General features: G+C 67.6%; 20 protein-coding genes. 9 read left to right on the top strand and 11 right to left on the bottom strand.

The genetic code is table 11. The features are described 5' to 3' along the window. Nucleotides 1-67: 67 nt before the first annotated feature. Nucleotides 68-1507 carry a replication initiation protein gene (locus Q0599_RS00785; RefSeq protein WP_298824300.1) on the bottom strand — a complete coding sequence of 480 codons (1440 nt, stop codon included), beginning with the start codon at nucleotides 1505-1507 and terminating at the stop codon, nucleotides 68-70. Nucleotides 1508-2073: 566 nt separating this feature from the next. On the opposite strand from Q0599_RS00785, the gene Q0599_RS00790 reads away from it, so the two are divergent. Further along, complete coding sequence (locus Q0599_RS00790; protein ID WP_250200228.1) at nucleotides 2074-3282, top strand: ParA family protein; 1209 nt, start codon at nucleotides 2074-2076, stop codon at nucleotides 3280-3282. Between the two features lies 1 nt (nucleotide 3283). After that, nucleotides 3284-4333 carry a ParB/RepB/Spo0J family partition protein gene (locus Q0599_RS00795; RefSeq protein ID WP_298824307.1) on the top strand — a complete coding sequence of 350 codons (1050 nt, stop codon included), beginning with the start codon at nucleotides 3284-3286 and terminating at the stop codon, nucleotides 4331-4333. 212 nt (nucleotides 4334-4545) lie between these two features. Here the strand turns inward: Q0599_RS00795 and Q0599_RS00800 are convergent, their stop codons facing one another. After that, nucleotides 4546-6948, bottom strand: coding sequence for a phage integrase family protein (locus Q0599_RS00800; protein WP_298824309.1), 2403 nt, complete (start codon nucleotides 6946-6948; stop codon nucleotides 4546-4548). 398 nt (nucleotides 6949-7346) lie between these two features. Further along, the gene (locus Q0599_RS00805) at nucleotides 7347-8489 is read right to left on the bottom strand and encodes a cysteine desulfurase family protein (RefSeq protein WP_298824311.1); all 1143 of its coding nucleotides are present in this window, start codon (nucleotides 8487-8489) and stop codon (nucleotides 7347-7349) included. Between the two features lie 62 nt (nucleotides 8490-8551). Between Q0599_RS00805 and Q0599_RS00810 the strand changes: the two genes are divergently transcribed. The 7 genes from Q0599_RS00810 to Q0599_RS00840 all read left to right on the top strand — a co-directional run bounded on the left by Q0599_RS00810 (nucleotide 8552) and on the right by Q0599_RS00840 (nucleotide 14378). Further along, nucleotides 8552-9214 carry a metalloregulator ArsR/SmtB family transcription factor gene (locus tag Q0599_RS00810; protein ID WP_298824313.1) on the top strand — a complete coding sequence of 221 codons (663 nt, stop codon included), beginning with the start codon at nucleotides 8552-8554 and terminating at the stop codon, nucleotides 9212-9214. 39 nt (nucleotides 9215-9253) lie between these two features. Next, nucleotides 9254-9604, top strand: a complete 351-nt coding sequence (locus Q0599_RS00815) for a DsrE/DsrF/TusD sulfur relay family protein (RefSeq protein ID WP_298824316.1) — start codon at nucleotides 9254-9256, stop codon at nucleotides 9602-9604. Nucleotides 9605-9622: 18 nt separating this feature from the next. Then, nucleotides 9623-10696, top strand: a complete 1074-nt coding sequence (locus tag Q0599_RS00820) for a beta-N-acetylglucosaminidase domain-containing protein (protein ID WP_298824319.1) — start codon at nucleotides 9623-9625, stop codon at nucleotides 10694-10696. Between the two features lie 24 nt (nucleotides 10697-10720). Continuing rightward, complete coding sequence (locus tag Q0599_RS00825) at nucleotides 10721-11476, top strand: MBL fold metallo-hydrolase (protein ID WP_298824323.1); 756 nt, start codon at nucleotides 10721-10723, stop codon at nucleotides 11474-11476. A gap of 23 nt (nucleotides 11477-11499) precedes the next feature. Then, nucleotides 11500-12777, top strand: a complete 1278-nt coding sequence (locus tag Q0599_RS00830) for an MFS transporter (protein WP_298824327.1) — start codon at nucleotides 11500-11502, stop codon at nucleotides 12775-12777. 27 nt (nucleotides 12778-12804) lie between these two features. After that, nucleotides 12805-13263: a rhodanese-like domain-containing protein gene (locus tag Q0599_RS00835; protein ID WP_298824330.1), complete on the top strand. Its 459-nt coding sequence runs from the start codon at nucleotides 12805-12807 to the stop codon at nucleotides 13261-13263. A gap of 83 nt (nucleotides 13264-13346) precedes the next feature. Beyond that, nucleotides 13347-14378 carry an energy transducer TonB gene (locus Q0599_RS00840; RefSeq protein WP_298824333.1) on the top strand — a complete coding sequence of 344 codons (1032 nt, stop codon included), beginning with the start codon at nucleotides 13347-13349 and terminating at the stop codon, nucleotides 14376-14378. A 46-nt stretch (nucleotides 14379-14424) separates the two neighbouring features. On the opposite strand, the gene Q0599_RS00845 is transcribed toward Q0599_RS00840, so the two are convergent. Genes Q0599_RS00845 through Q0599_RS00875 form a run of 8 tightly spaced genes read right to left on the bottom strand, consistent with a single transcriptional unit; the run spans nucleotide 14425 to nucleotide 21644 of the window. Further along, nucleotides 14425-14742: a YnfA family protein gene (locus Q0599_RS00845; protein ID WP_298824336.1), complete on the bottom strand. Its 318-nt coding sequence runs from the start codon at nucleotides 14740-14742 to the stop codon at nucleotides 14425-14427. 22 nt (nucleotides 14743-14764) lie between these two features. Continuing rightward, complete coding sequence (locus Q0599_RS26070; protein WP_367180883.1) at nucleotides 14765-15256, bottom strand: EamA family transporter; 492 nt, start codon at nucleotides 15254-15256, stop codon at nucleotides 14765-14767. Nucleotides 15257-15262: 6 nt separating this feature from the next. Continuing rightward, entirely contained in the window at nucleotides 15263-15841 is a 579-nt protein-coding gene (locus Q0599_RS26075; RefSeq protein ID WP_367180881.1) for an EamA family transporter, read from the bottom strand. Nucleotides 15842-15861: 20 nt separating this feature from the next. Then, nucleotides 15862-16398 (bottom strand): hypothetical protein, encoded by a 537-nt coding sequence (locus tag Q0599_RS00855; protein ID WP_298824371.1) that lies wholly within the window; start codon nucleotides 16396-16398, stop codon nucleotides 15862-15864. Nucleotides 16399-16403: 5 nt separating this feature from the next. Further along, nucleotides 16404-16790 carry a hypothetical protein gene (locus Q0599_RS00860; protein ID WP_298824339.1) on the bottom strand — a complete coding sequence of 129 codons (387 nt, stop codon included), beginning with the start codon at nucleotides 16788-16790 and terminating at the stop codon, nucleotides 16404-16406. Between the two features lie 36 nt (nucleotides 16791-16826). Continuing rightward, nucleotides 16827-19946 (bottom strand): efflux RND transporter permease subunit, encoded by a 3120-nt coding sequence (locus Q0599_RS00865; RefSeq protein WP_298824342.1) that lies wholly within the window; start codon nucleotides 19944-19946, stop codon nucleotides 16827-16829. Nucleotides 19947-19956: 10 nt separating this feature from the next. Further along, complete coding sequence (locus Q0599_RS00870; RefSeq protein ID WP_298824345.1) at nucleotides 19957-21033, bottom strand: HlyD family efflux transporter periplasmic adaptor subunit; 1077 nt, start codon at nucleotides 21031-21033, stop codon at nucleotides 19957-19959. Nucleotides 21034-21089: 56 nt separating this feature from the next. Then, a complete protein-coding gene (locus Q0599_RS00875; protein WP_298824374.1) occupies nucleotides 21090-21644 on the bottom strand; it encodes a hypothetical protein in 555 nt (184 codons plus the stop codon). Between the last annotated feature and the right edge of the window lie 6 nt (nucleotides 21645-21650).

Raw genomic sequence — 21650 nt, forward strand, 5'->3', positions numbered from 1 at the left:
TCACTGCGCGCCCTGCCCCACTGCACATGCAGTGGGGCATTTTTTTGCCCGGGCAGTTGTAGCGAGTTCAGCCCACGTCCCGTTCGCTGCCGGCGTCGATGGCCATGAGGCTCTCAAACTCCGTTAACGGCAACGTCGCCCAGTCCTCACCCAGCTCGCTCTTCGCGTAGTGCTGGATCACCATCACCTGGACCAGCGGTGACTGCCACTCACCGCGCGCAAGGCGCTTCATGATGCTCGGGCTGGGTGCCGTGTTTGCGTCTGCCTCGTCACGCACGCGCCGCACCCACTCCAACTGCTCCTCGGCGTCCAGCTTGGCGAACTGGTCGCGGATCAGGCTGAAGCGCCGGTGGCGCTCAGCGTCTTCGACATCGCGACGCGAAGCGGGTATCGCCGATGCCGCCCTGCTCTCGACGACCACGTGCGCCGTCTTCTCTGGTTCGGCGCCCTGCCCTGCCGGTGCCTCTTCGCGCGCCTTGTTCGCGATGATCGTGCGCAGGTAGGCGCCGGCGTTGCCGATGCGCGGGCGGTCCGCTCCGCTCAGGAAGCGCTCGTAGCGTTCGAGTCCTTCGGTCACGGCGACAACGCCGTAGGCGCGCTCGAGTTCCTCGATCACCGTGTCGCGGATGCTCAGCTTGCCGCCTCTCAGGATGTTCGTCACGTCGGGCGGCACCGGCGCGATCCTCGCGGGACGCCGTGCGCTCTTCTTGACCGCGAACTGAACGAACTCGACTTCACGGCCGCGCCTGAACTCGATCAACTCGATCTCGATGTCGCCGAGGTCGTTGATCTCCTTGATGGCGGGCGCAACAAACTCGTTCTTGAACTTGCGCCATGCGCGGACCTTGGAGGTCGGCGAGCTTCGCAGTGACTCGGCCCACCAGGACCAGTGCTGCCGGCTGGTGACGCCCGCGGGGCTGTCGCGGTAGCGGGCGCAGATCTCGTAGAGCGCCACTGCGCAGTAGGTGGTCAGTTGGCGCAGCACTGCGAAGTCGACCTGGGCCCAGCGGGAGGGGCTCACCAGTTCTTCCCGGATGGACGGCGGGTAGTACCAGGTCACCCAGTTCTCGCCCGCGCGCTTGTAGACGCGGACCTCGGCGAGCAGGTTGAAGATGCGCAACTCGTCGGTGATCTGCGCCGGCGAAGGGCCCTCTTCCTTGCCGTCGACACCGAAGGTCAGCGGCAACTGCTGCTCGGACTTCGACAGCGGCCTCCACTCCACCTTCGTCGACACCATCTGGTCGATGTACTTCTTCGCATCGCTGGAGATGCTGTTGGTCGCACCGAAGCCGCGAAGGATGGAATTCAACGGCGCAGCGAAGCCGCCGTCTGCACCCTCTGTGCCGGCCGCTGCCTGCATCTGGGCAAGATGCAGCATGACCGAGTACGCTTTGCGTCCAGTGACCGTCAGCGATCGGTTGGTCGGCACGATCGCAAGGGCGATGACGGACTTGTGCAGCATGCCCTGCACCACATCCATCTGCCTCACGATTGCCACACTGCCCATGCGTCCATTCTAGGGCGCCAACCTCGGGCAAGTGTCCGGGTTGACCAGCGTCTTTCGGACGCGACACGCGCAACTCGGTCTGCGATCAGAACTGATCAACTTCCGAGCGACTATGGGCCGGAAAACCCGGACACTTCGAGCGGCTCTTGGGCGCGGCGGCCGACCTCTCGACAACGTTGGCTGGGGTCGAAACAGGCCTGAAAACCCGGACGCCAAGTTATCCACAGGCGGAAAAGTTATCCCCAGGACTTCCCGGACGCCTTCAACCTGGTTCACGGACGCTTCCGCAGCCTTGTCCGGACGACTGGCGCCGGGAGTCCGGACGGAGAGTTGGCTAACTTATTGATTTCAAACGACTTTCTTGCAGAGAAAGTCTTGAACTATTGAACTTCTAAAACTGATCGACGACTGACCTTGGAGGAAGTCTTCAAAACGTCCTGAAATCCAGGTTCTTCGCAGTCCGAGCACTGGCTTGTCTGCGATAGACGTGGAATTCATCGATGTCTTGAAAAAGCACTGTCTCACGTAGAATTGCGTTCATTGTCATAGCGCACTGCAAGGAACGCATGGATCCGACCACACAGGGGCCCCTGGCGACCCACCCAATCTCGCTGAAGGCCATCACCGAGCAGGCCGAGCGGGCAACGTCGATCGTGGCGCAGGCTCGCGGTGTGATGCTAGCGCCGGATGCCCGCAAGCTGCCGCCGACGTTCTCAGCGACCCAGCTGATCGAGCGCTTGAAGATCGAGCGATCCCAATACGACTATCGCGTGCGCAATCCTGGCGACCTGCCGACCGGGCGGCTGACGTCGACGGGCGCCCGTCGCGAGTTCACGCTCTCAGAGATGCGGCAGTGGGCCCGGCACTACCGGGCTGACCATCTGCGACCCGAAGGCGGCGAGGCCATCACGATCTCGACGGCGCACTTCAAGGGCGGAAGTTCGAAGACGACCACAGCAACCACCCTCGCCCAGGGGCTGAGCATGCGTGGCCACAAGGTGTTGGTGGTGGACGTCGACCCGCAGGGCAGCATGACGACCCTGTTCGGCTTCCTGCCGGACGCCGAGGTCGACGTTACCCAGACGCTGCTGCCGCTGTTCAGTGGCGACGTGTCGGACGTGAGCTATGCGATCCGCCCGACCTACTGGGACGGCGTGGACCTAGTGCCGTCCTGCTCTCCCCTCTTCTCGGCCGAGTTCATCCTTCCGACGCGACAGTTGAAGGAAGCCGCTTTCCAGTTCTGGCGCACGCTCGACTACGGGCTCGACCCCATCCGGTCGAAGTACGACGTGATCATCTGCGACACGCCGCCGTCGCTGTCGTTCCTGACGGTCAACGCCCTCATGGCCAGCGACGGCATCATCATGCCGCTGCCACCGAGCAACCTGGACTTCGCGTCGAGTGCGCAGTTCTGGGACCTGTTCAAGGATCTGGCCGACGACTTCGCCGGACGGGGCGCCGGCAAGGACTTCGCGTTCATCAACATCCTGCTGTCCAAGGTGAAGTACGCCGCGCCCAAGGACAACACCGGGCAATCGACGGCGATCATCCGCGAGTGGATCCAGGCCGCCTACGCCGAGCGCGTGCTGCCGGTCGAGATTCCAGACGTCGAGGCCGTCCGGACGGCGAGCAAGGAGTTCGGGACCGTCTACGACGCGACGCGCGACAACGCCTCGACGCGCACCTTCAAGAGCGCCTTCGAGGCCTACGATCGGTTTGTGGACCTGATCGAGCAGCAGATGGAAACGTTCTGGCAGCGCCAGGTGGGAGGTTGAGGTGGCCACGCAAAAGAAGGGGCAGGGAATCGCCTTCAAGATTCCGGACCATGTCGAAGCGCCCGCTGTAGCTGCGGAGCCTCAGGCCGATGCCAAGCCAGCCGTGCCTCGCACCGGGGTGGGGATGCTGTCCCGGATGCTGTCTGGCGCAGCCGCCGACACGGAAGCGGTCTCGAAGCTCAATGCCGAGATCGAGAAGCTCAAGTTGCAGGTCGGCGAGCAACTCATCGATCCTCGCCAGATCACGCTGACGCGCTGGGCCGACCGCCACGTGGATTCGTTTTCGAGTCAGGCCTTCATCGAACTGAAGCAGGAGATTGAGAGTGCCGGCGGCAACGTGCAGCCGATCAAGGTGCGACCCGCTCGCGGTGCCGCGGCTGAGCAGGCGGACGGGCCTCGGTTCGAACTGGTCTACGGCTCTCGTCGGACGCGCGCGTGCCTCGAACTGGGCCTGCCGGTGCGTGCGGTCGTCGACGAGAACGTCGACGACCAGGCGCTCTACATCCAGATGCAGCGGGAGAACCGCGGGCGGTCGAACCTGTCGGCCTGGGAGCAGGGCGTCAGCTACCACAAGGCGTTGAACGAGGGGTTGTTTCCCAGTGCCCGTCGGCTGGCCGAACAGATCGGCCTCGACCACAGCAACGTGGCCAAGGCGCTTCGTGTGGCCGAGTTGCCGCAGGAGATCGTCGGCGCGTTCCGCAGCCCGGTCGACATTCAGTTCCGTTGGGCCGTCGCGCTGGACAAGGCCTACCAGCAGGATCCGGACGCGGTGCTGTCGGCTGCCCGTTTACTGGCCGGCCGCGCGCCGAAGCCGGCTGCCGCGGAGGTGTTCCGCAGCCTGACCGAGGCGGTGTCGGCGAAGGGCAAGCCCAAGGCAAAGGAAGCTTCGCGTTCCTTCGTGATTGCCGATGGCAAGAAGGGCGTGATCCGAGCGGGGAAGGGCGGTGCGGTCACCGTGGAACTGCCTCGTGGTGTCCTGCCGCCGGCCCGATGGGCAGCCTTCGAGACGGCCCTCCAGCAGTTGCTTTCGGACCTCCCGGAAGCACCGTAACGGGTGTCCGTGGTACCGTACCACGGACACCATCGGATCCCTCGCCGAGCCTCAATCCGGAACCAATTCCGGCGAGTCACGGGTGCCAGAAGCGCGACCCCGATCGGCCTCCAAATGCGCTCCGTGGTACCGTACCACAGCGCTCCAGAATGCCCCTTCCAGTGGCCGCCGACGGGGGGTGTGGTTCCGTACCACACCCCGCCTCTGTAGGCCTACTTTGGGGTGGTGGACGCCGCTGATGCCCTGCGGCGCGGCGCTTCTTCAGTCCCCGATCCGGCCGCCCGCTGCATCGCCCGCATGCCCCGCACGAGGTCCACAGCGTCAGCCTTCACGTAGACCGAGGTCACTCGAAGGTCGGAGTGCCCAAGCAGGCTCTGCAGCACCTGGGGCTGCATCTGCTTCACGGCGGAATTGGCGAACGTGTGACGCAGCCAGTGGGTCGATGCGTTCAGGAAGTCCGCCGAACCGGGGGCCCCATCGCGCGCAGCGGCGGCGACGGCTACCTCGCGGAAGAACCGGCGCAGCGCCTTGTAGATCGCCGAGCGCTCCAATGCGCCGTAGCGGTCAGCCTGCGACGGCAGTTCGCGATCCAGGAACGGAACGCCGAGCCGGTCCAGATTGCGTCGCGGGGGAGGGCGCTTGAGGATCCCGACGAGGGGCCGCCAGGCCTGTTGGTGCTCTGCCCGCAACGCGTCCTGCAATGCCTGCTCCACCCCCTCATCGGGCCTGCTGTCGAGTTCGTGGCCAGTTCCCGCCATGCGCTCGCCTGCCGCGGTAGTCGGAAGGCTGTTGGCCGCCTGGACTCTCTCCACACGTGAGTCGAAGCCCAGGCCTGCAGCGTCCATGTCCCGGTGGTGCTGCTCGAGCAGCGTCTTGATCTCGTCGAAGACCATCACCGTCCGGGGCTTCCCGCCCTTGCCGATGACGTCCAGCAACCATGCCTCCTCGCCATCCACCAGTTCCCGCCGGAAGCCCTTCAGCCGGGTCGTGGCCAGTTCCGACAAACGAAGGCCGGTGGTGCTGCCGAGTTCCAGCAGCAACTGCAGGCGCCGCCGCTCGGGACTGTCCGGCTTTTCATGTAGCACCTCCATGGCGAAAGCCCACTGGCGCTCGCTCAGGGAACGGCGAACGTCGATGCTCGGCTTCAGCAGGCCCAGCGTCCGGCCCAGGTTCGCCATGGCATTAGCCCGCAGGTACCCCTTCTCGTGCATGGCGGAAAACATGCTGCCCAGCACGGTGAACTCGTGCCGCTGGCTGTTCCGCCCCAGCGGGCCCCGGAAAGGCCTCCAGGAGGCGTCCTCGCGCCTCACCTTGCGCTCCTGCACCCAATCGGCCGGCGGAGCCGCCAGGAAGGCCTGGTAGGCCTGCAGATCGGGCTCCTGGAGCGAGGAGAGGGCCTTGCGCCGGACGTGGATGCACCAAAGGTAGAAGCGCTCGGCGATGCGCGTGTAGTCCCGCCGGGTCTGCCCCTGGTACCGGCTCAGCCACTGGCTGATCGCCTGAACATCGGTCTCCGCGCCCCAGACGTTGGCCTCATGCGATCGAAAGGCGCCCTGACGGCCAGACAGGGTATCGGACAAGGTGCCGTCGACGATCGGGACCAGGGCGAACGGCTCTGCACCGGCCACCCCCCGACCCGCCAGTTCCCGCCGACGCAGCAGCGCCAGGTCGGTCTCGGGGCGCCGGGCCGACTCCTTGAAGGGCCGTCCGCCGGCCTCGGCGATGGGAGTCAGCCACTCGAGCAGCCGCCGGGCCCGAACGACGCCCATCCGGGGCACACGGCGGTGCCAGCGGAACCCGTAGATGTTGATGTAGTTGACCAGGTCGCCGAGCGACTTGACGCCGACCTTGGCCAGGTCGCGCGGGATGCCGGAGCCGAGCCAGAAGCCAGCCTCGTCGTCCAGGCCGGCCTCACGCGACAGCACGCGCTCCAGCGCCGCAAGGGCCTCGACGACCGCCTTGCGCTGGGTCGCGGATAGCCGCGGGGTGGCCGCGGCAGGCGATCCCTCGACGATTCGCGAATGAGTCGTGGCGGACAGGGCAGGGGAGGGCGGGGCGGCCAAGTGTCCGGCTTTTCCTGCCCCGGTCTGTCCCGCCGCCGCGTCCTCGCCGAACTCCTCCGCGTAGAGCTCGAGCCACTCCGCTTCCGTGTAGAAGTCCTCGTCGATTCCGGTCGCACCGCAGTACTGCGAGCGCCATTCTTCGAGGCTAGGGGAGGGTGGCCGGCTTGATGCCGGCCTCAGCGCCACCTCGGGAGTGCTGATGTGTCCGGCTTTTCCTGCCCCTCGTCCGGCTTTCGCTACGGCAAAGTCGGGCAGGGAGCGCAGGGCCGACAGCGCCACCGCCAACTCCGAACCGCAACCCCGCGCCTCGCCGGCGTGCTCGATCGCCGCGACAACCAGGCGCAGACGGGTGGCGAAGTGGCGACGATCGCTGGGTCCGCCGGAGAAGGAGAGGTAGAGCCGCCAGGCGCGCTCGAGGTCGACGCCGTCGAGCAGGGCGCGCAGAAACGCAAAGTGGTGGCGGCCGAGTTCGCCACTGCCTTCACGCAGCAGACGGGTCTTTGCACCCCTCGGACGGCCACGGCGCCGTGCCGCCACGCCGGCATCGGCCATGACCTGGCCAGGCGCCGACGCTACCTCTGTAGCCACCACCTCCGTAGGCATGAAAAAGGGGTCCCCCAAGAGCGGTACCCCCACTATAGAAGACTTTTCGCAACGTCCTGAGAAGTGTTCTTATCAGGACGTCATTTGATGCACGCAAATCATGAGTTCCCCCGGCCCTTGGCTGACCGGTTTGCTGCAGTTAGCTGCCGGGCAATCCGCACCCGCGGGTGGCCCCGGACGGCCATCACCAGTCACTCAGCAATCCGCCAATCAGCGGACAGTTGCTCGTCTGGAGCCAGGCGGCAGAGGTTGTCGTAACCGCGAGATCCGCGCCACACTGTCCATTGCGTCAAGTGATCCTCATCTGACCTGTTGGTGGAGTCTCCGTGTGCCCGCCGCGGTACAGGTCACTGCCTGGCGAGTCGACTCCAGGCCGCGATGAGCGCATCGGCGGCCTCGTCGATGTCGGCCGCCTGCGTGGTGCTTCCGACAGACAGACGCACGGCACCGCTGGCTCGCGCCGCGTCGATGCCCATCGCCGCCAGCACGCCGCTGACCGCATCGTGCTCGGTGTGGCAGGCCGATCCCACCGATGCGGCCACCCTGTCGGCGACCTGGGCCAGCACGCAACGCCCGCTGACACCGGGGAAGGACACATGCAGCGTGTTCGGCAGCCGCAGTTCCGGATGACCGTTGAGCTGCAGCCCCGGGACACCGTCTGCCAGCCGCGCATGCAAGCGGTTACGCAGCGCCCGCAGTCGATCCGTCAGCGCTGGCAGCTCGGCTGAAGCCAGCGCCGCAGCCGCCCCGAGCGCGACGATCAGCGCCACGTTCTCCGTGCCGGGACGCAGGCCCTGTTCCTGGTCGGCGCCGTGGAGGATCGATCGGAGCGGCGTCCCGGTGCGCACGTACAGCGCACCGATGCCCTTGGGCGCACTGAACTTGTGCCCGGCGATCGTCAGCAGGTCCACGCCGAGAGCGCCGACGTCCACCGGCTGCTTGCCCACCGACTGCGCGGCATCGGTGTGCAGCAGCACCCCGCGCGGGCGCGTGATCGCGGCGATGTCGGCGACCGGCTGCAACGTGCCCACCTCGTTGTTGGCGTGCATCACCGAGACCAGCGCCGTGTCAGGGCGCAGGGCCTGCTCGACGGCCGTCGCTGCAACCCTTCCGCATGCGTCGACAGGAACTACCGACACCGCCCAACCTTGATCCCGCAACGCCGCCGCCGGTGCCGCGACCGCCGGGTGCTCGACCGCGCTGATCACGAGGTGCCGCCTGGATGGACCCATGGCGCGCGCCACGCCGAGCAGCGCCAGGTTGTTCGCTTCGGTGGCGCAGCCGGTGAAGACGATCTCCCGCGGCTGCGCACCGATCAGCGTGGCCACCTGCTCGCGCGCTCGGCTCACCGCCTGGGCCGCCCGGCGACCGTGGGCATGGCTGCTGGACGGGTTGCCGAACTGCGATTGCAGCCACGGCGCCAAGGCGCTGAAAACTTCCGGCGCGACCGGCGTGGTGGCGTTGTGGTCGAGGTAGATCGGGTCGGTCATGGCGCGGATCGGCAGGCGATGATCATTTGCCGTTCATTCTAAAGGCCGTTAGAATGTAGGCCATGAATAACCGCTCCCTCAAGGATCTCTTGTACGAACAGGTCGCCCGGGTCGGCAAGGCGCTGGCCAGCCCGAAGCGGCTCGAAATCCTGGAGATGCTGGCGCAGGGCGAGAAGGCCGTCGAGACCATCGCCGGCGAGGTCGGCATCGACGTCAAGCTGGCCAGTGCCCACCTGAAGGCGCTGAAGGAAGCCCGGCTCGTGCAGGTGAAGCGCGACGGCAAGCGCATGATCTACCGGCTCAGCGGCACCGATGTCGCCCAGCTCGGCGTGACGCTGCGCCAGGTGGCCGAGGAGCACCTCGTGGAATTGCGTCTGGCCCTGCAGCAGCTGATGGCCGAGCCGGAGCGGCTGGCGCAGGTGGGCCGCAAGGAACTGCTGGCGCAGGCCAAGCGTGGCGACGTCGTGGTGCTGGACGTGCGGCCGCCCGAGGAGTTCGACACCGCGCACCTTCCCTATGCGCGCTCGGTGCCGCTGCCCGAGCTGGCGCAACGCCTGGCCGAACTGCCGCGCGACGTGGAGATCGTCGCCTACTGCCGCGGCCCGTTCTGCCTGATGTCCGACGAGGCCGTGAAGCTGCTGCGTGAGCACGGCTACCGCGCCCGCAAGACCTTCGATGGCGTGAGCGAATGGCAGTCCGCAGGGCTGCCCCTGTCTCGCCGCTGATGCGCCGCTGATCGCGAAGGCTCACCCTGGAGGATCGACATGACCTTCACCCTCTTCATCGTCAACGACGCGCCCTACGGCAACGAGCGCGCGTACAACGCACTGCGCCTGGCCGGCGCGCTTGCCTCGCGTGACGGCCAGGCCGTGCGCCTGTTCCTGATGGCCGATGCGGTCGGCTGCGCCAAGAGCGGGCAGAAGGTGCCCGAGGGCTACTACAACGTGCAGATCATGATGGGCAAGGTGGCGCGCAAGGGCGAGATCGGCCTGTGCGGCACCTGCATGGACGCCCGCGGCCTGCGCGACGACGAACTGATCGAAGGCGCCCAGCGCGGCACGCTGGCGCAGCTGGCGGACTGGACCGCCGAGGCCGACAAGGTCCTGGTCTTCTGAGTCCCGGCGATCGCGACCATGGTTCCCGAACTCGGTGTCATCGAGGGCTACTTCGGCCGACCGTGGGCGCACCAGGACCGCAAGCAGGTGCTGACGCGGCTGCGGGAGCTGGGCTACGCGTGGTTCCACTACGCACCCAAGGCCGACGCCTGGCTGCGGCGACGCTGGCCGGAGCGGCACCCGGATGCGGTGCTCGCTGAACTGGCCGATCTGTCGGCGCACTGCCGCGGCCTCGGGATGCGTTTCGGCGTGGGCCTGAGCCCCTACGAGCTCTACCGCGACTTCAGCGGCGATGCGAAGCGTGCCTTCGTCGACAAGGTGCGGTCGCTCGACGCGATCGGCATCGACGACCTCGCGATCCTCTTCGACGACACGCGCGGCGACGTGCCGGACCTGGCTGCGCGTGAAAGCGAGATCGTCCACGCGGCGCAGGCCATCACCCGCGCGAGCCGCGTGCTGATGTGCCCGACCTACTACTCCGACGACCGGATGCTCGATGTCGTGTTCGGTCAGCGCCCAAACGGCTACCTGGAGGACCTTGGGCGTCGGCTCGAGCCCACGGTCCGCGTGTACTGGACCGGCGAGGAGATCTGCGCCCGCGAGTTCAGCCCGGGGCACCTCACGCGCGTAGCCGAAGCGCTCGGCCGCAAGCCGACCCTGTGGGATAACTACCCGGTCAACGACGGGCCGCGCATGTCGCGCTTCCTGCACCTGCGCGGCTTCACGGGCCGGCGCCACACCATCGCCGACCACGTCGCGGGCCATGCCATCAACCCGGCCCTGCAGGCGCACCTGAGCCTGATCCCGGCGGCGACGCTGGTGGTCAGCTACCGCGAAGGCGATGGCTATGCCTACCTGAGCGCGTTTCGCGCGGCCGCGCGCAGACTGGCCGGCGAGCCGCTGGCCACGATGCTGGACGAGGACCTTCATGCGCTGCAGGACCGCGGCTTCGACGCCCTGGGCGATTCGCCAGATGACGAACGTGCACGGCTGCGGGCGCGGTATGCGGCGGTTCAGCACCCGATGGCCGCCGAGGTCGTTCGCTGGCTCGATGGCGCTGACACCGTGGACGGCTGGGTCGAGGACGCCTGAGCACCACACCCCAAGGAGACGAGCATGTTCTTTCGCCAACGCGCCGCGGCGAACGCGACGCTGTCCTATCTCTTCGGCTGCGCCGGCCACCAGATGGCCATCGCCGTCGATGTCGTCGCCGGTGACGAGGACTGGTTCATCACCGAGGCCGCGAAGGCCGGCGCACGGCTGGTGCATGTCATCGACACCCACGTGCATGCCGACCACTTCTCGGGCGGCCCGGAACTGGCGCGGCGCACCGGCGCCACCTACCACCTGCACGAGAGCAACCGGGGTCGCGTGGCCTTCGACTTCGCCGCCCTCACCGACCGCCAGCGCATCGAAGCGGGCAACGTCATCGTCGACGTGATGCACACACCGGGGCACACGCCCGACAGCGTCTGCCTCGTCGTGCGCGACCTGCGGCGCGGCGACGAGCCCTGGTTCGTCATCACCGGCGACACGCTGTTCGTCGGCGCGGTCGGCCGCCCCGACCTGGCGGGCCGGGAGCGCGAGATGGCCGCGCAGCTGCACGACACGCTGCACCAGAAGCTGCTGCGTCTGCCGGCGGAGCTCGAGATCTACCCCGGCCACCAGGCCGGCAGTGCCTGCGGGGCCGGCCTGTCGGGCAAGCCGGCGTCGACGATCGGCTTCGAGAAGCGCTTCAACCCGATGCTGGCCATGGACAAGCCGGCTTTCGTCGACGCGCTGACCGCCGAGATCCCGCCGCCGCCGGCCGACATGGCGCGCATCGTCGAGGCCAACCTGCGCGGCGTGGTGCCCGCTGCCGCGCTGGCCTGATCGATCGAGAGCGCGCCAGGCCCATGCACTTCGGCATCCGCGCCAACCTCGCCCAGTTCCTGCAGCAACTGCTGCAGGTGCTGCTGGTGGGCATGACCATCGGCATGATGCGCAACGTCGTGCCGGCGCTGGCCGAGGGCGAATTCGGCGTGCCGCGTGGGTCGTTCATGCTGCTGGTTGCCTTCGTCGTCGCCTTCGGCTTCGTCAAGGGCGCGATGAACTTCGTCGCCGGCCGCCTGGCCGAGCGGCTGGGCCGCAAGCGCGTGCTGCTGCTGGGCTGGCTGGTGGCGCTGCCGATCCCGGCGCTGATCCATTTCGCGCCGAGCTGGTCCTGGGTGGTCTTCGCCACCGTTTTGCTGGGCATCAACCAGGGCCTGACCTGGTCGATGACGCAGACTGCCAAGCTCGACTTCACGCGCGCCGACCAGCGCGGGCTGGTGATCGGGCTCAATGAGTTCTCGGGCTATGTGGGCGTGGCGCTGGCCGGGGTGGCCACAGGCTACCTCGCGGCGGCACTCGGCCCGCGCCAGGGGCTGCTGTGGTTCGGCGCCGCGGTGATCGGGCTGGCGACGCTGCTGTCGTGGCTGGCCGTCGCGGAGACGCTGCCCTGGGCGCGCGACGAGGTCAAACGTCATGCGTCAGCGTCAGCCACCGCGCTGCGCCCGCGCTACCCCAGTGGCGTGAGCGCGCAGCCCTCGACGCGGGAGATGTTCGCGCTGATGAGCTGGCGCGACCGGCGCATGGCCGCGCTGTGTCAGGCCGGCCTGGTGGAGAAGTTCGTCGACGCGCTGGTCTGGGCCTTCTGGCCGGTCTACCTGCACCAGCGCGGCGTTGACCTGCCCGGCATCGGCTGGATCGTCGGCGTCTACGGTTTCACCTGGGGCGCGGCGCAGTTCTTCACCGGCAGGCTGTCGGACCGACTGGGGCGCCACCTGCTCAACGCCTGGGGCATGTGGATCTGCGGCGCCGGTGTCGCGCTGATGCCGCTGGGTTCGGGCGCGGCCTGGTGGAGCTTGTCGGCCGCCGTCGCCGGCCTGGGCATGGCGATGCTGTACCCCAACCTCAGCGCCGCCGTGGCGGACATCGCGCATCCGAACTGGCGGGCCTCGGCGATCGGCATCTACCGCTTCTGGCGTGACCTGGGCTACGGCATCGGCGCGCTCGGGCTCGGTCTCGCCGCCGCGCTGGGCGGCCGTCTGGAGACGGCCTTCTGGTTCGTCGCCGTAGCGATGCTGGCTTCCGGTGCGGTGCTGTTTCGATGGGGCGAGGAGACGCACCCCCGACTCAATCCTGCGACCTGACTCAGTCCTCAACCTCTGGAGACAAGCGTGATCACACGCCGAATGACACTGACCCTCGCGCTCGCCGCAGCAGCCTTCGCGCCGTTGGCGGCACATGCGCAGGCCGACAAGGCCACCCTCAACGCGCTGGAAGGCTACTTCGACTTCGTCGATGCAAACGCCGGCACGATCCTGCCCGAACAGATCCCGGCCGAGGACTACAGCAAGTTCCATGTGCTCGACGTGCGTGACGCGGGCCAGTTTGCCAAGGACCACATCCCCGGCGCTTTGAACATCGAATGGCGCCAGGTCTTCGCGCAGCGAGCGAAGCTGCCGAAGGACAAGACCATCCTCATCTACTGCAACACGAGTTCCTTTGCCGCCCAGGTCGCGATGGCGCTGCGCATGGATGGCTTCGAGAACGTGCGCTTGCTATACGGCGGCTACAACGAGTGGAAGGCACGCGGCGGCATGGAGGCCCACGCGCGCGCGAGCAAGAAGAGCTGAAGCTTGAGGGTCGTGTGCGCGCGTTCGCGTGATCCGGCCGACGCTTGCGGTGCATCGGCCGCTCAGCGACGGCCGCACTCGCCGTGACGATCGTGGCCATCTCGGCGGGTGGCACGCCGGCCATGTCTTACCGCGGCACCGGGGCCGCTCTTGGGCTTGCGGTTTCTGTGGCCCTGCACGCGCTGCTGTTCGTCGTGATGGCCGGCCACCTGTCGATGCGCAAATCGGACCGGCCGACCGACGAGCCGACGGTCATCCAGCTGAAGTTGCTGCCGCCGCCCGAAGCAGTCGATCGAGAGCCGCCGACTCCGGCACCGGCCCTTGAACCACCGGCTCTGACTCTGCCGACCATCGCGGCACCAGAAGTCGTACTGGTGCCTCCGCCGGAAGCGCTTCGACAACCTGCCACGATGGCGGCTCCGCCTGCACCCACGGCCGAGGAGTGGGCCTTTGCCGGCCGGTACACGCTCAAGAACAGCAAGGCCTACCGCTACACCTGGGGGCAGCAGGTCCGCAGCATGATGGGCACCGTCGTCGAAGGACCCGACCAGGGCATGGTGCGCTTCCGGGTGGAGATCGCTCCCGACGGTTCGCTGGCCAGCCTCGACACCTTGTGGTCCACGTCGCCGGTTGCAGAGCGGCTGGCCCGCCAGGCCATCGCAAACATGCCGCGCTGGCCCGCCACGCCAACGGGCCGGCCGTTGGTCTTCGAGAAGACCGTCTCGTTCACGCCGTTCGCGTCGGACGGTCCACCGCTCTACAAGGACGATTGCCTGCCCGACCCGCCGGTGTTCAGAAACCCGTTTGCCTGGGACGGCAAATCGGTCAGCGAGCCCGCCGCCGCCAAGCCGATCGAGAAGCCGGATCCCCAGGCGATGGAGGATTGCCTCAAGCAGCTGCCGCAGGACTCGATCGAAGCCGAGACCGCACGCGACCGGCGCCTGATGGACCAGTGGGGCTGGGGCGCCAGCCAGCCCGCAAGGTACATGCTGGGACTTCCGGACATCGCCGCATTTCCTGGGGCCGTCGAACCAGCCAGGTGCCTCGGTCGCGCAAGGCTAGTCAATCATGCCCCAGCCCGATGCGGCGGCCAGAGCGACCACGATCACGGGTGATTTCCTGGCATAGACGGGTAGCCCGAAAGCCGCCAGCGCCAGCCGCTCAGCGCGGCTGGAACATGATCATGCCCATGCCTGCCAGCGCAACCGTAACGCCGGCCACATCCGATGCCGTCGGCCTGGTGCCATCGACGGCCCAGAGCCAGATGAGCGCCACGCCGATGTAGACGCCGCCGTAGGCCGCGTAGACCCGGCCGGCCGCTGTCTCGTGCATCGTCAGCAGCCATGCGAAGAGCGCGAGGCTGACGGCAGCTGGCACCATCAGCCAAGTACTCTTACCCTGCTTGAGCCAGAGGTACGGCAAGTAGCAGCCGACAATCTGGGCCAACGCCGTGGCGATGAACAGGGCAAGGGTCTTCATTGACTCTCCGGGCTGTGGGCGCTCAGTGTGAGTGCCGGTGGTGTTCGTCCGGGAAGTGCTCGTGCGTGTGCGCCATAGGCGCACGTTGATGGCGATGGGTGTGCCGAACCGGCTGAGCATCGCCCAGCGGGTGGTGGTTATGGTGCACGTCGTGTTCGTGCTCATGTTCATGTTCCATCGCTTCGTGCCGGTGCGGATGCTCGTGCCGCTCGCTCAGGTGCAGCCAGACCCCCAGCGCCATCAGCGCACCAGCGACCAGCAGCCCCGGCGTCACGGGTTCCCCGAGCAGGCCGACAGCCAGGACGGCGCCGAAGAATGGCGCCACTGAGAAGTAGGCCCCGGTCCGCGCCGTGCCCAGGCGGCGCAGCGCAAGTACGAACAGCGTCAGGCTGATGCCATAGGCGAAGAAGCCCAGCACGGCCGAACCCGCGAGCAGGCCGGGCGACGGCAGACTTGCGCCCAACGCCAGCGCGATGGCGAGGTTGACCGAACCCGCGGCCAGGCCCTTCACCATCGCCACCTAGGTCGCATCGGCGTGCGACACCCTGCGCGTTAGGTCGTTGTCGATGCCCCAGGCGAGGCAAGCGCCCAAAACCGCGACGGAGGGCCAGAAGGCACCGAACTGCGCGTCGCCGGGCCAGCTCAGCACCAGGGCGCCCGCGACGATGGCGAGCGTCCCGAGCGCGATGCGGCGATCGAAGTTTTCCTTGAAGGCGAACCAGGCCAGCAGCGCCGTGAAGACACCCTCCGCATTGAGCAGCAGTGACGCGCCCGAGGCGGGCATGCCCGAGAGACCGAACATCAGCAGCACCGGCCCGACCACGCCGCCCGAAAAAGCACGGCACCGATCAGCCAGGGCCACTCGGCCGTGGCCAGCTGCGCCGATGGTGTGCGCCGATGGTGTGCGCCGAACCAGCGGCAGCGTCGCCAGTCCCAGACCCGAGCCCAGGTAGAGCAAGCCCGCCAGCATCCACGGCCCCATCCCGGTCATCAGGGCCTTGGCGAGTGGAGTACCGGCACCAAAGAGTAAGGCAGCAAGCAGGGCCGCGCCGACGCCGGCTGGCAGCCGGCGGACCGACGGGTGTTCGGGCGAGTTCACGCGCGCAGCATCTCCCTCCCTCAGCGGGCGACGAGGTCGGCCACCAGCCGTGCCTTGAGCGCGCGTTCGCGAATCGCTGGCTCGGGATCAGCGGCCCACTCGAAGCTGCTCTTCCAGGCCCACACGACGCCGTCGATCCGGACGAAGCGGACCTCGCCGGCCTTGCCCTCGACGCTGGTGGTCTTGCGCTGGCCCTCGAAATCGAAGGCGATCGTGTGCGCGCCGGGCTTCAGCTTGGCCCGGATCATCGTGTCCGGCAAGGTCTCCACCGCGGGGCCGTCATCCACCTGGACCTTCACGAAGTTGCGTCCATCCGACCAGTTGCGGCGCACCACGTACACAGTCAGCGCGCCTGGATCGGCCGAGAAGCGTTTCGCTTCTGCGTCAGCGTTCAGGCTCGGCGCTGGGGCCTTGGTGCACGCGATCACGCGCCCCTTGTTGGTCTTGTGGCAGTACGGAGCCTCTGCGGTGGGGTCCGGTGCCGGTGGCGTTGCACAACCGGCCAGCAGGACGGCCGCGAAGGTGATCGGGGCAAGAAGCAGTCTTCGGACGCTCATGGTGATCACTTCAGGGTGAACCGCGCCGTAGCGGGTTTGCCGTTGATCGTCACCACGGCCACCGCCTTCGTGCCCGGGCCGACCTTGTAGCTGCCGGTGGCTTCCAGCTTGTCGCCGGCAGGCTTCAGTTCAACCTCCTGCTTCTCGGTGCCGGTCAGCAGCGTCACCTTGGCACTGGCCTTGGAGACGTCGGCCGGCTTCCCGTGGTCGCGCAGGTACAGCTGGAGGGTCGTGGCCTTGGCGACGAGTTCATAGTCCATGTCCTTGACTTCGACGACCACGCCGCCGTGCATTGGCTTGTGCTCGTGGGCGTGGTCGTGCTTCTCGCCGGCCGCGTGGGCGGTGCCGGCGACGGCAAAAGTGATTGCGGCGATAAGGGTATGCAGCTTCATGGGTGTCCTTTCAGTGGGTGAATGAGGGGAGCGTGCTCAGAGCGCCTCGGCGTCCTTGTCGTCCATCAGCCGCTCGGCATCCTTGCGGCCGAAGAGCCAGAACATCGCGGGCGTGAGGAAGGTGTCGAGCAGCGTCGAGCTGATGAGGCCGGAGAAGATCACCACGGCCACAGGGTGCAGCACCTCGGTGCCCGGTCGCTCGGCTTCGAACAGCAGCGGCGCCAGCGCAAAGGCCGTGACCAGGGCCGTCATCAGCACCGGGCTGAGCCGTTCGAGCGAGCCGCGCACGATCATCTTCGTGTCGAAGGCCTCGCCCTCGAAGCGCATCAGGTTGATGTAGTGGCTGACCTTCAGGATGCCGTTGCGCACCGAGATGCCAGCCAGCGTGATGAAGCCCACCAGCGCGGCCACCGACAGCGGCTGGCCCGAGAGCCACAAGCCGATCACCGCGCCGACCAGGGCCAGCGGGATGTTCACCATGATCAGCGCCGACAGGGTGGTGGACTTGTAGCGGCTGTAGAGCACCACGAACATCAACGCCAGCGACACGATCGACAGAAGGCCGACCAGACGAGAGGCCTCCTCCTGTGCCTGGAACTGGCCGCCCAGCGTGATGAAGTAGCCCTCGGGCAGCTTCGTCTCCGCGACGTTCTTGCGGATGTCGGCCACGATCTCCGACAGCGCGCGCCCGGAGGCATTCGCCGACAGCACGATGCGCCGCTTGCCATCGTCGCGGCTGATCTGGTTCGGGCCGTCGCCGTCCTCGATCGAGGCCACCTTGGACAGCGGGATGCGCCCGGTCGGGGTCTCGATCAGGATCTGGCTGAGCCCCTCGATCGAACGGGCCGACTCCGGCAGTTTGACCACCAGCGCGAAGCGCCGACCGCCCTCGACGATCTGGGTGATCTTCTCGCCCTCGACCAGGCTTTGCAATGTGGCGAGCACCTGCGGTGCCGGCAGGCCGTACTGTGCCGCCGCCGCGTAGTCCACGCGCACCTTGATCTGTGGCGCGAGCACCTGCTTCTCGATCTGCAGGTCGGCGATGCCCGGTATCGCGGCCAGTCGCTGGCGCAAGGCATCGGCCTGACCGCGCAGCGCATCCAGGTCCTCGCCGTAGATCTTGACCGCGATCTGCGAGCGCACGCCGGAGAGCATGTGGTCGATGCGGTGCGAGATCGGCTGGCCGATCTCGATGGCCGCAGGGAGGTTCGCGAGCTTCGCCCGGATGTCCGCCTTGACCTCGTCCATCGACCGCTTGAGCTCTGCGGTCGGCACGATGCCGACGTCCAGCTCGCTGACGTGAACGCCCTCGGCGTGCTCGTCCAGTTCGGCCCGGCCGCTGCGACGCCCGACGTGCGTCACCTCGGGTACTTGGCTGACCAGCGTCTCGGCCTGGCGTGCGACCGCCGAGCTTTCCGAAAGCGTGACGCCGGGGTTCAGGCGCAGGCCGATCAGCAGGGTGCCTTCGTTGAACGGCGGCAGGAACGTCGTCGGGAAGAACGGCACGGCCGCGGCGGCGGTGACCACCGCGATGCCGGCGGAAGCGAGCGCGGCCTTCGGACGGGCCAGCACGGCCTGGAGGCTGCTGCTGTAGCGGGCCTTGAGCCAGGCAAGCACTTTCGTGTCGCCGTGGTCGAGATTCTTCATCCGCGGCAGCAAATAGAAGCTCAGTACCGGCGTGATCGTCACCGACACCACCAGCGAGGCCAGCGTGGACACGATGAAGGCGATGCCCAGCGGCACGAACAGCTTGCCTTCCAATCCCGGCAATGCGAACAAGGGGATGAAGACCAGCACGATGATCACCGTCGCATACAGGATCGCGGAGCGGACCTCCATCGTGGCGTGGGCGACGACCTCCAGCGGATGAAGGCGCGAGTGCGGGTGCTTGGCGCGGTCTTCCTTTAAGCGCCGCAGCACGTTCTCGACACCGACCACCGCGTCGTCCACGAGCCCGCCGATGGCGATGGCCAGGCCGCCCAGCGTCATCGTGTTGATCGACAGCCCGAAGTAGCGGAAGACCAGCGCGGTGATGAAGATCGACACGGGAATCGCGGTGAGCGCGATCACCGTCGGCCGCAGCGTCCCGAGGAAGAAGAACAGGATCGCCGCGACAAAGACCGACGCGCCGATCAGCTTGCCCTGCAGCGTGGTGATCGACGCCTCGATGAAGCTGGCCTGGCGGAAGGTGACGCGGGGCGCCTCCATGCCGGCCGGCAGCGAGGCCTTGAGCCCTGTCAGCGCTTCCTCGATCGACTTCGTCAGCGCGATCGTGTCGGCGGTCGGCTGCTTCTGGACCCCTAGGATCACGGCAGGCTTGCCTTCGAAGCCGGCATCACCGCGCTTGATCGCTGCGGCGAACGTGACTTCGGCGATCTGGCGCAGCAGGATGGGCTGACCCCGGTTCGCACCGATTGCCAGGTTCTTCAGGTCATCCAGGCGCGACGTCCGGCCGAGGTTGCGGATGAGGTACTCGCGGCCATTGAGCTCCAGGAAACCCCCGGAGGTGTTCGCGGAAAATCCCCTTAGCGCTGCTTCCAGCTGGTCGTGCGTGATGCCGAGTTCGGCCATGCGCGCCGTGTTGGGCTGCACCTGGAATTGCCGAACCTCGCCGCCGATCGGGATCACCTGCGCGACGCCGGGCACCGACAGCAGGCGTGGCCGCAGCACCCAGTCGGCGTACTCGCGCACGGCCATCGGGCTGATCTTCTGCGGATCGACCGGAATGGCGATCTGCATGATCTCGCCCATGATCGAGCTGATCGGCCCCATGCGAGGCACCACGCCTTCGGCCAGACCTTCCTCCATCGATGCCAGCCGCTCGGCGACGAGCTGCCTCGCGCGGAAGATGTCGGTGCTCCAGTCGAAGGTGACGTAAAGGAAGGACAGGCCGGCTGACGAGGTGGAGCGAACGCTCTCCACGCCGGGCAGCCCGTTCATCGTCGTCTCCAGCGGGAAGGTGATGAGCTGTTCAACCTCCTCGGCGGCCATGCCGCCGGCTTCCGTCATGATGGTGACGGTCGGCTTGTTGAGGTCGGGGAACACGTCCACCGGTGTTCGGGACAGGGTGAACGCGCCGTACGCCATCAGCACCACGCTGGCGATGATCACCAGCAGGCGGTTCGTCAGGCTGTTGTCGAGGAGCCACTTGAACATCGGGGGCTCCTCAGCGGACCTGGTTGATCAAGGTCGCACCTTGCGTGGCGACCCGATCACCGGCTTTCAGGCCGGAGGTGACGGCAATGCTCACGCCGTCCAGCGGCTCCACGGTCACCGTGCGTGGTTCGAAGCGCTCGGGCGCAGTCTTCACCCACACGATGGTCTGGTTCGCCGGGTTCTTCATCAGCGATGCCACCGGCACCGCGATGCCCTTGACCAGTTCCTTGCCCTGGACGAAAACGCGAACCGGCTGGCCGACGGCCAGAGCGGTGAGGGCTTTGCCCTGCGCGCGGAAGGTCAGCGGAAGCGCCTGCTCGCGCAGGCTGCGGGCGGCGCCTACAAAGGCGAGCGGCACCCGCTCGCTGCCGACCGCGAGGGTCGCCCGCCCGATGCCGGCAGCGACCGCGGGGTCAAAGGCCACGGCTTCGATGTGCAGGCGCTGAGGATCGACCACTTCGAAAACCAGTTCGCGTGCATCGACCACTTGGCCGGCGACGACGTGGGCCGAGGCGATCACGCCAGAGACCGGCGCGACCAGGGCCTCGCGCGTTGCCAGCCCCGTGCCGACGGCAGCAATGCGCTCGGCCAGACTCAGCGCCTCGCTCTCGGCCGCCTCGATGTCCTTGCGCGGCACGGTATCGGAGAGCTCCTTCAGGCGCGCAACACGCTTGTCGGCCAGGGACTTCGCGGCGCGCAGCTCGGCCAGCTGCGCGGCCTGGTTCGAGCGCTCGATCGGCGCGGCCGACGGAACGACGTAGGCCAGAACCTCGCCCTTGCGCACCGTCTGGCCTGCGGTCGGCAACCCGCGCGGTCCCGGTTCGACGCGGCCGGCGTTCAGGGGTTGCACCTTGCCGCCAGCGTTCGGGTCCATCACGACCTTGCCGTTCAGCTCGAACGAGCGAGGCAGTTCCGCAGCCTCGGTGAGCAGCGTGCGGATGCCGAGCTGGCGCTGCGCCGGCTTGGGCAGAAAGACGCCACCGTCCGGCAAGCGTTGCGGGCCGTTGGCGCTGGGCGCCGCGGCGGCGCCGCCGTGGTCATGGCCTTCACCGGCATGAACAGGCCGCGCGCCGGCCAGGATGAGCATCAGGGCTGCCAGCGGAGTAGCCGCGAGCGCCGAGAACGTGCGGATGCGATTCGGCTTCATGCGGGGGCTCCGGCGCGGGATTGACGGTTGGCCGCAACGCGGCGGACGACTGCGATCAGGACGGCCACCGCGGCGATGGCGCCTGCGGCCCAAGCGGCGTACTCCTGCCAGCCGTGCGCATGTGCGGACTCGTCGGCATGCGCCTCCTCGTGGAGATCGAACTCGCCAGCCAACAGATCGGCCTCCGTGCCAGCCGTCACCGTGGCCGTGACGGGCAGGACGCCCGGCTTCGGCTCGGCTGCCAGCGCGACTTCGTAGGCGCCCTCGTGCTTCTCGGCCTTGAGCTTGGTGCCGGCGATCTCGATCTCGATCTGGGCATCGGTGACCGGGCTGTTGTCGGCGGCGCGGTCCAGGTACAGGGTGATCTGCTTGCCATTGAGCACGCCCACCAACTCGAAGGTCTCCGAGGCGGCCGCAAAGCGGGGCAGAGCGGGTCCGGCCGCCGCGGGAGCGGCTTCGCCATGGTCGTGGCCCTCGCCGGCGTGAGCCGGCGGGGACAGGAACGCAGCCGTGGCGAGGCCAAGCGCAGCGATGAAGGATGTCAGTCTCATGGTGAA

It is taken from the genome of uncultured Piscinibacter sp. (genome assembly GCF_937952055.1).
Taxonomy (GTDB): domain Bacteria; phylum Pseudomonadota; class Gammaproteobacteria; order Burkholderiales; family Burkholderiaceae_C; genus Piscinibacter.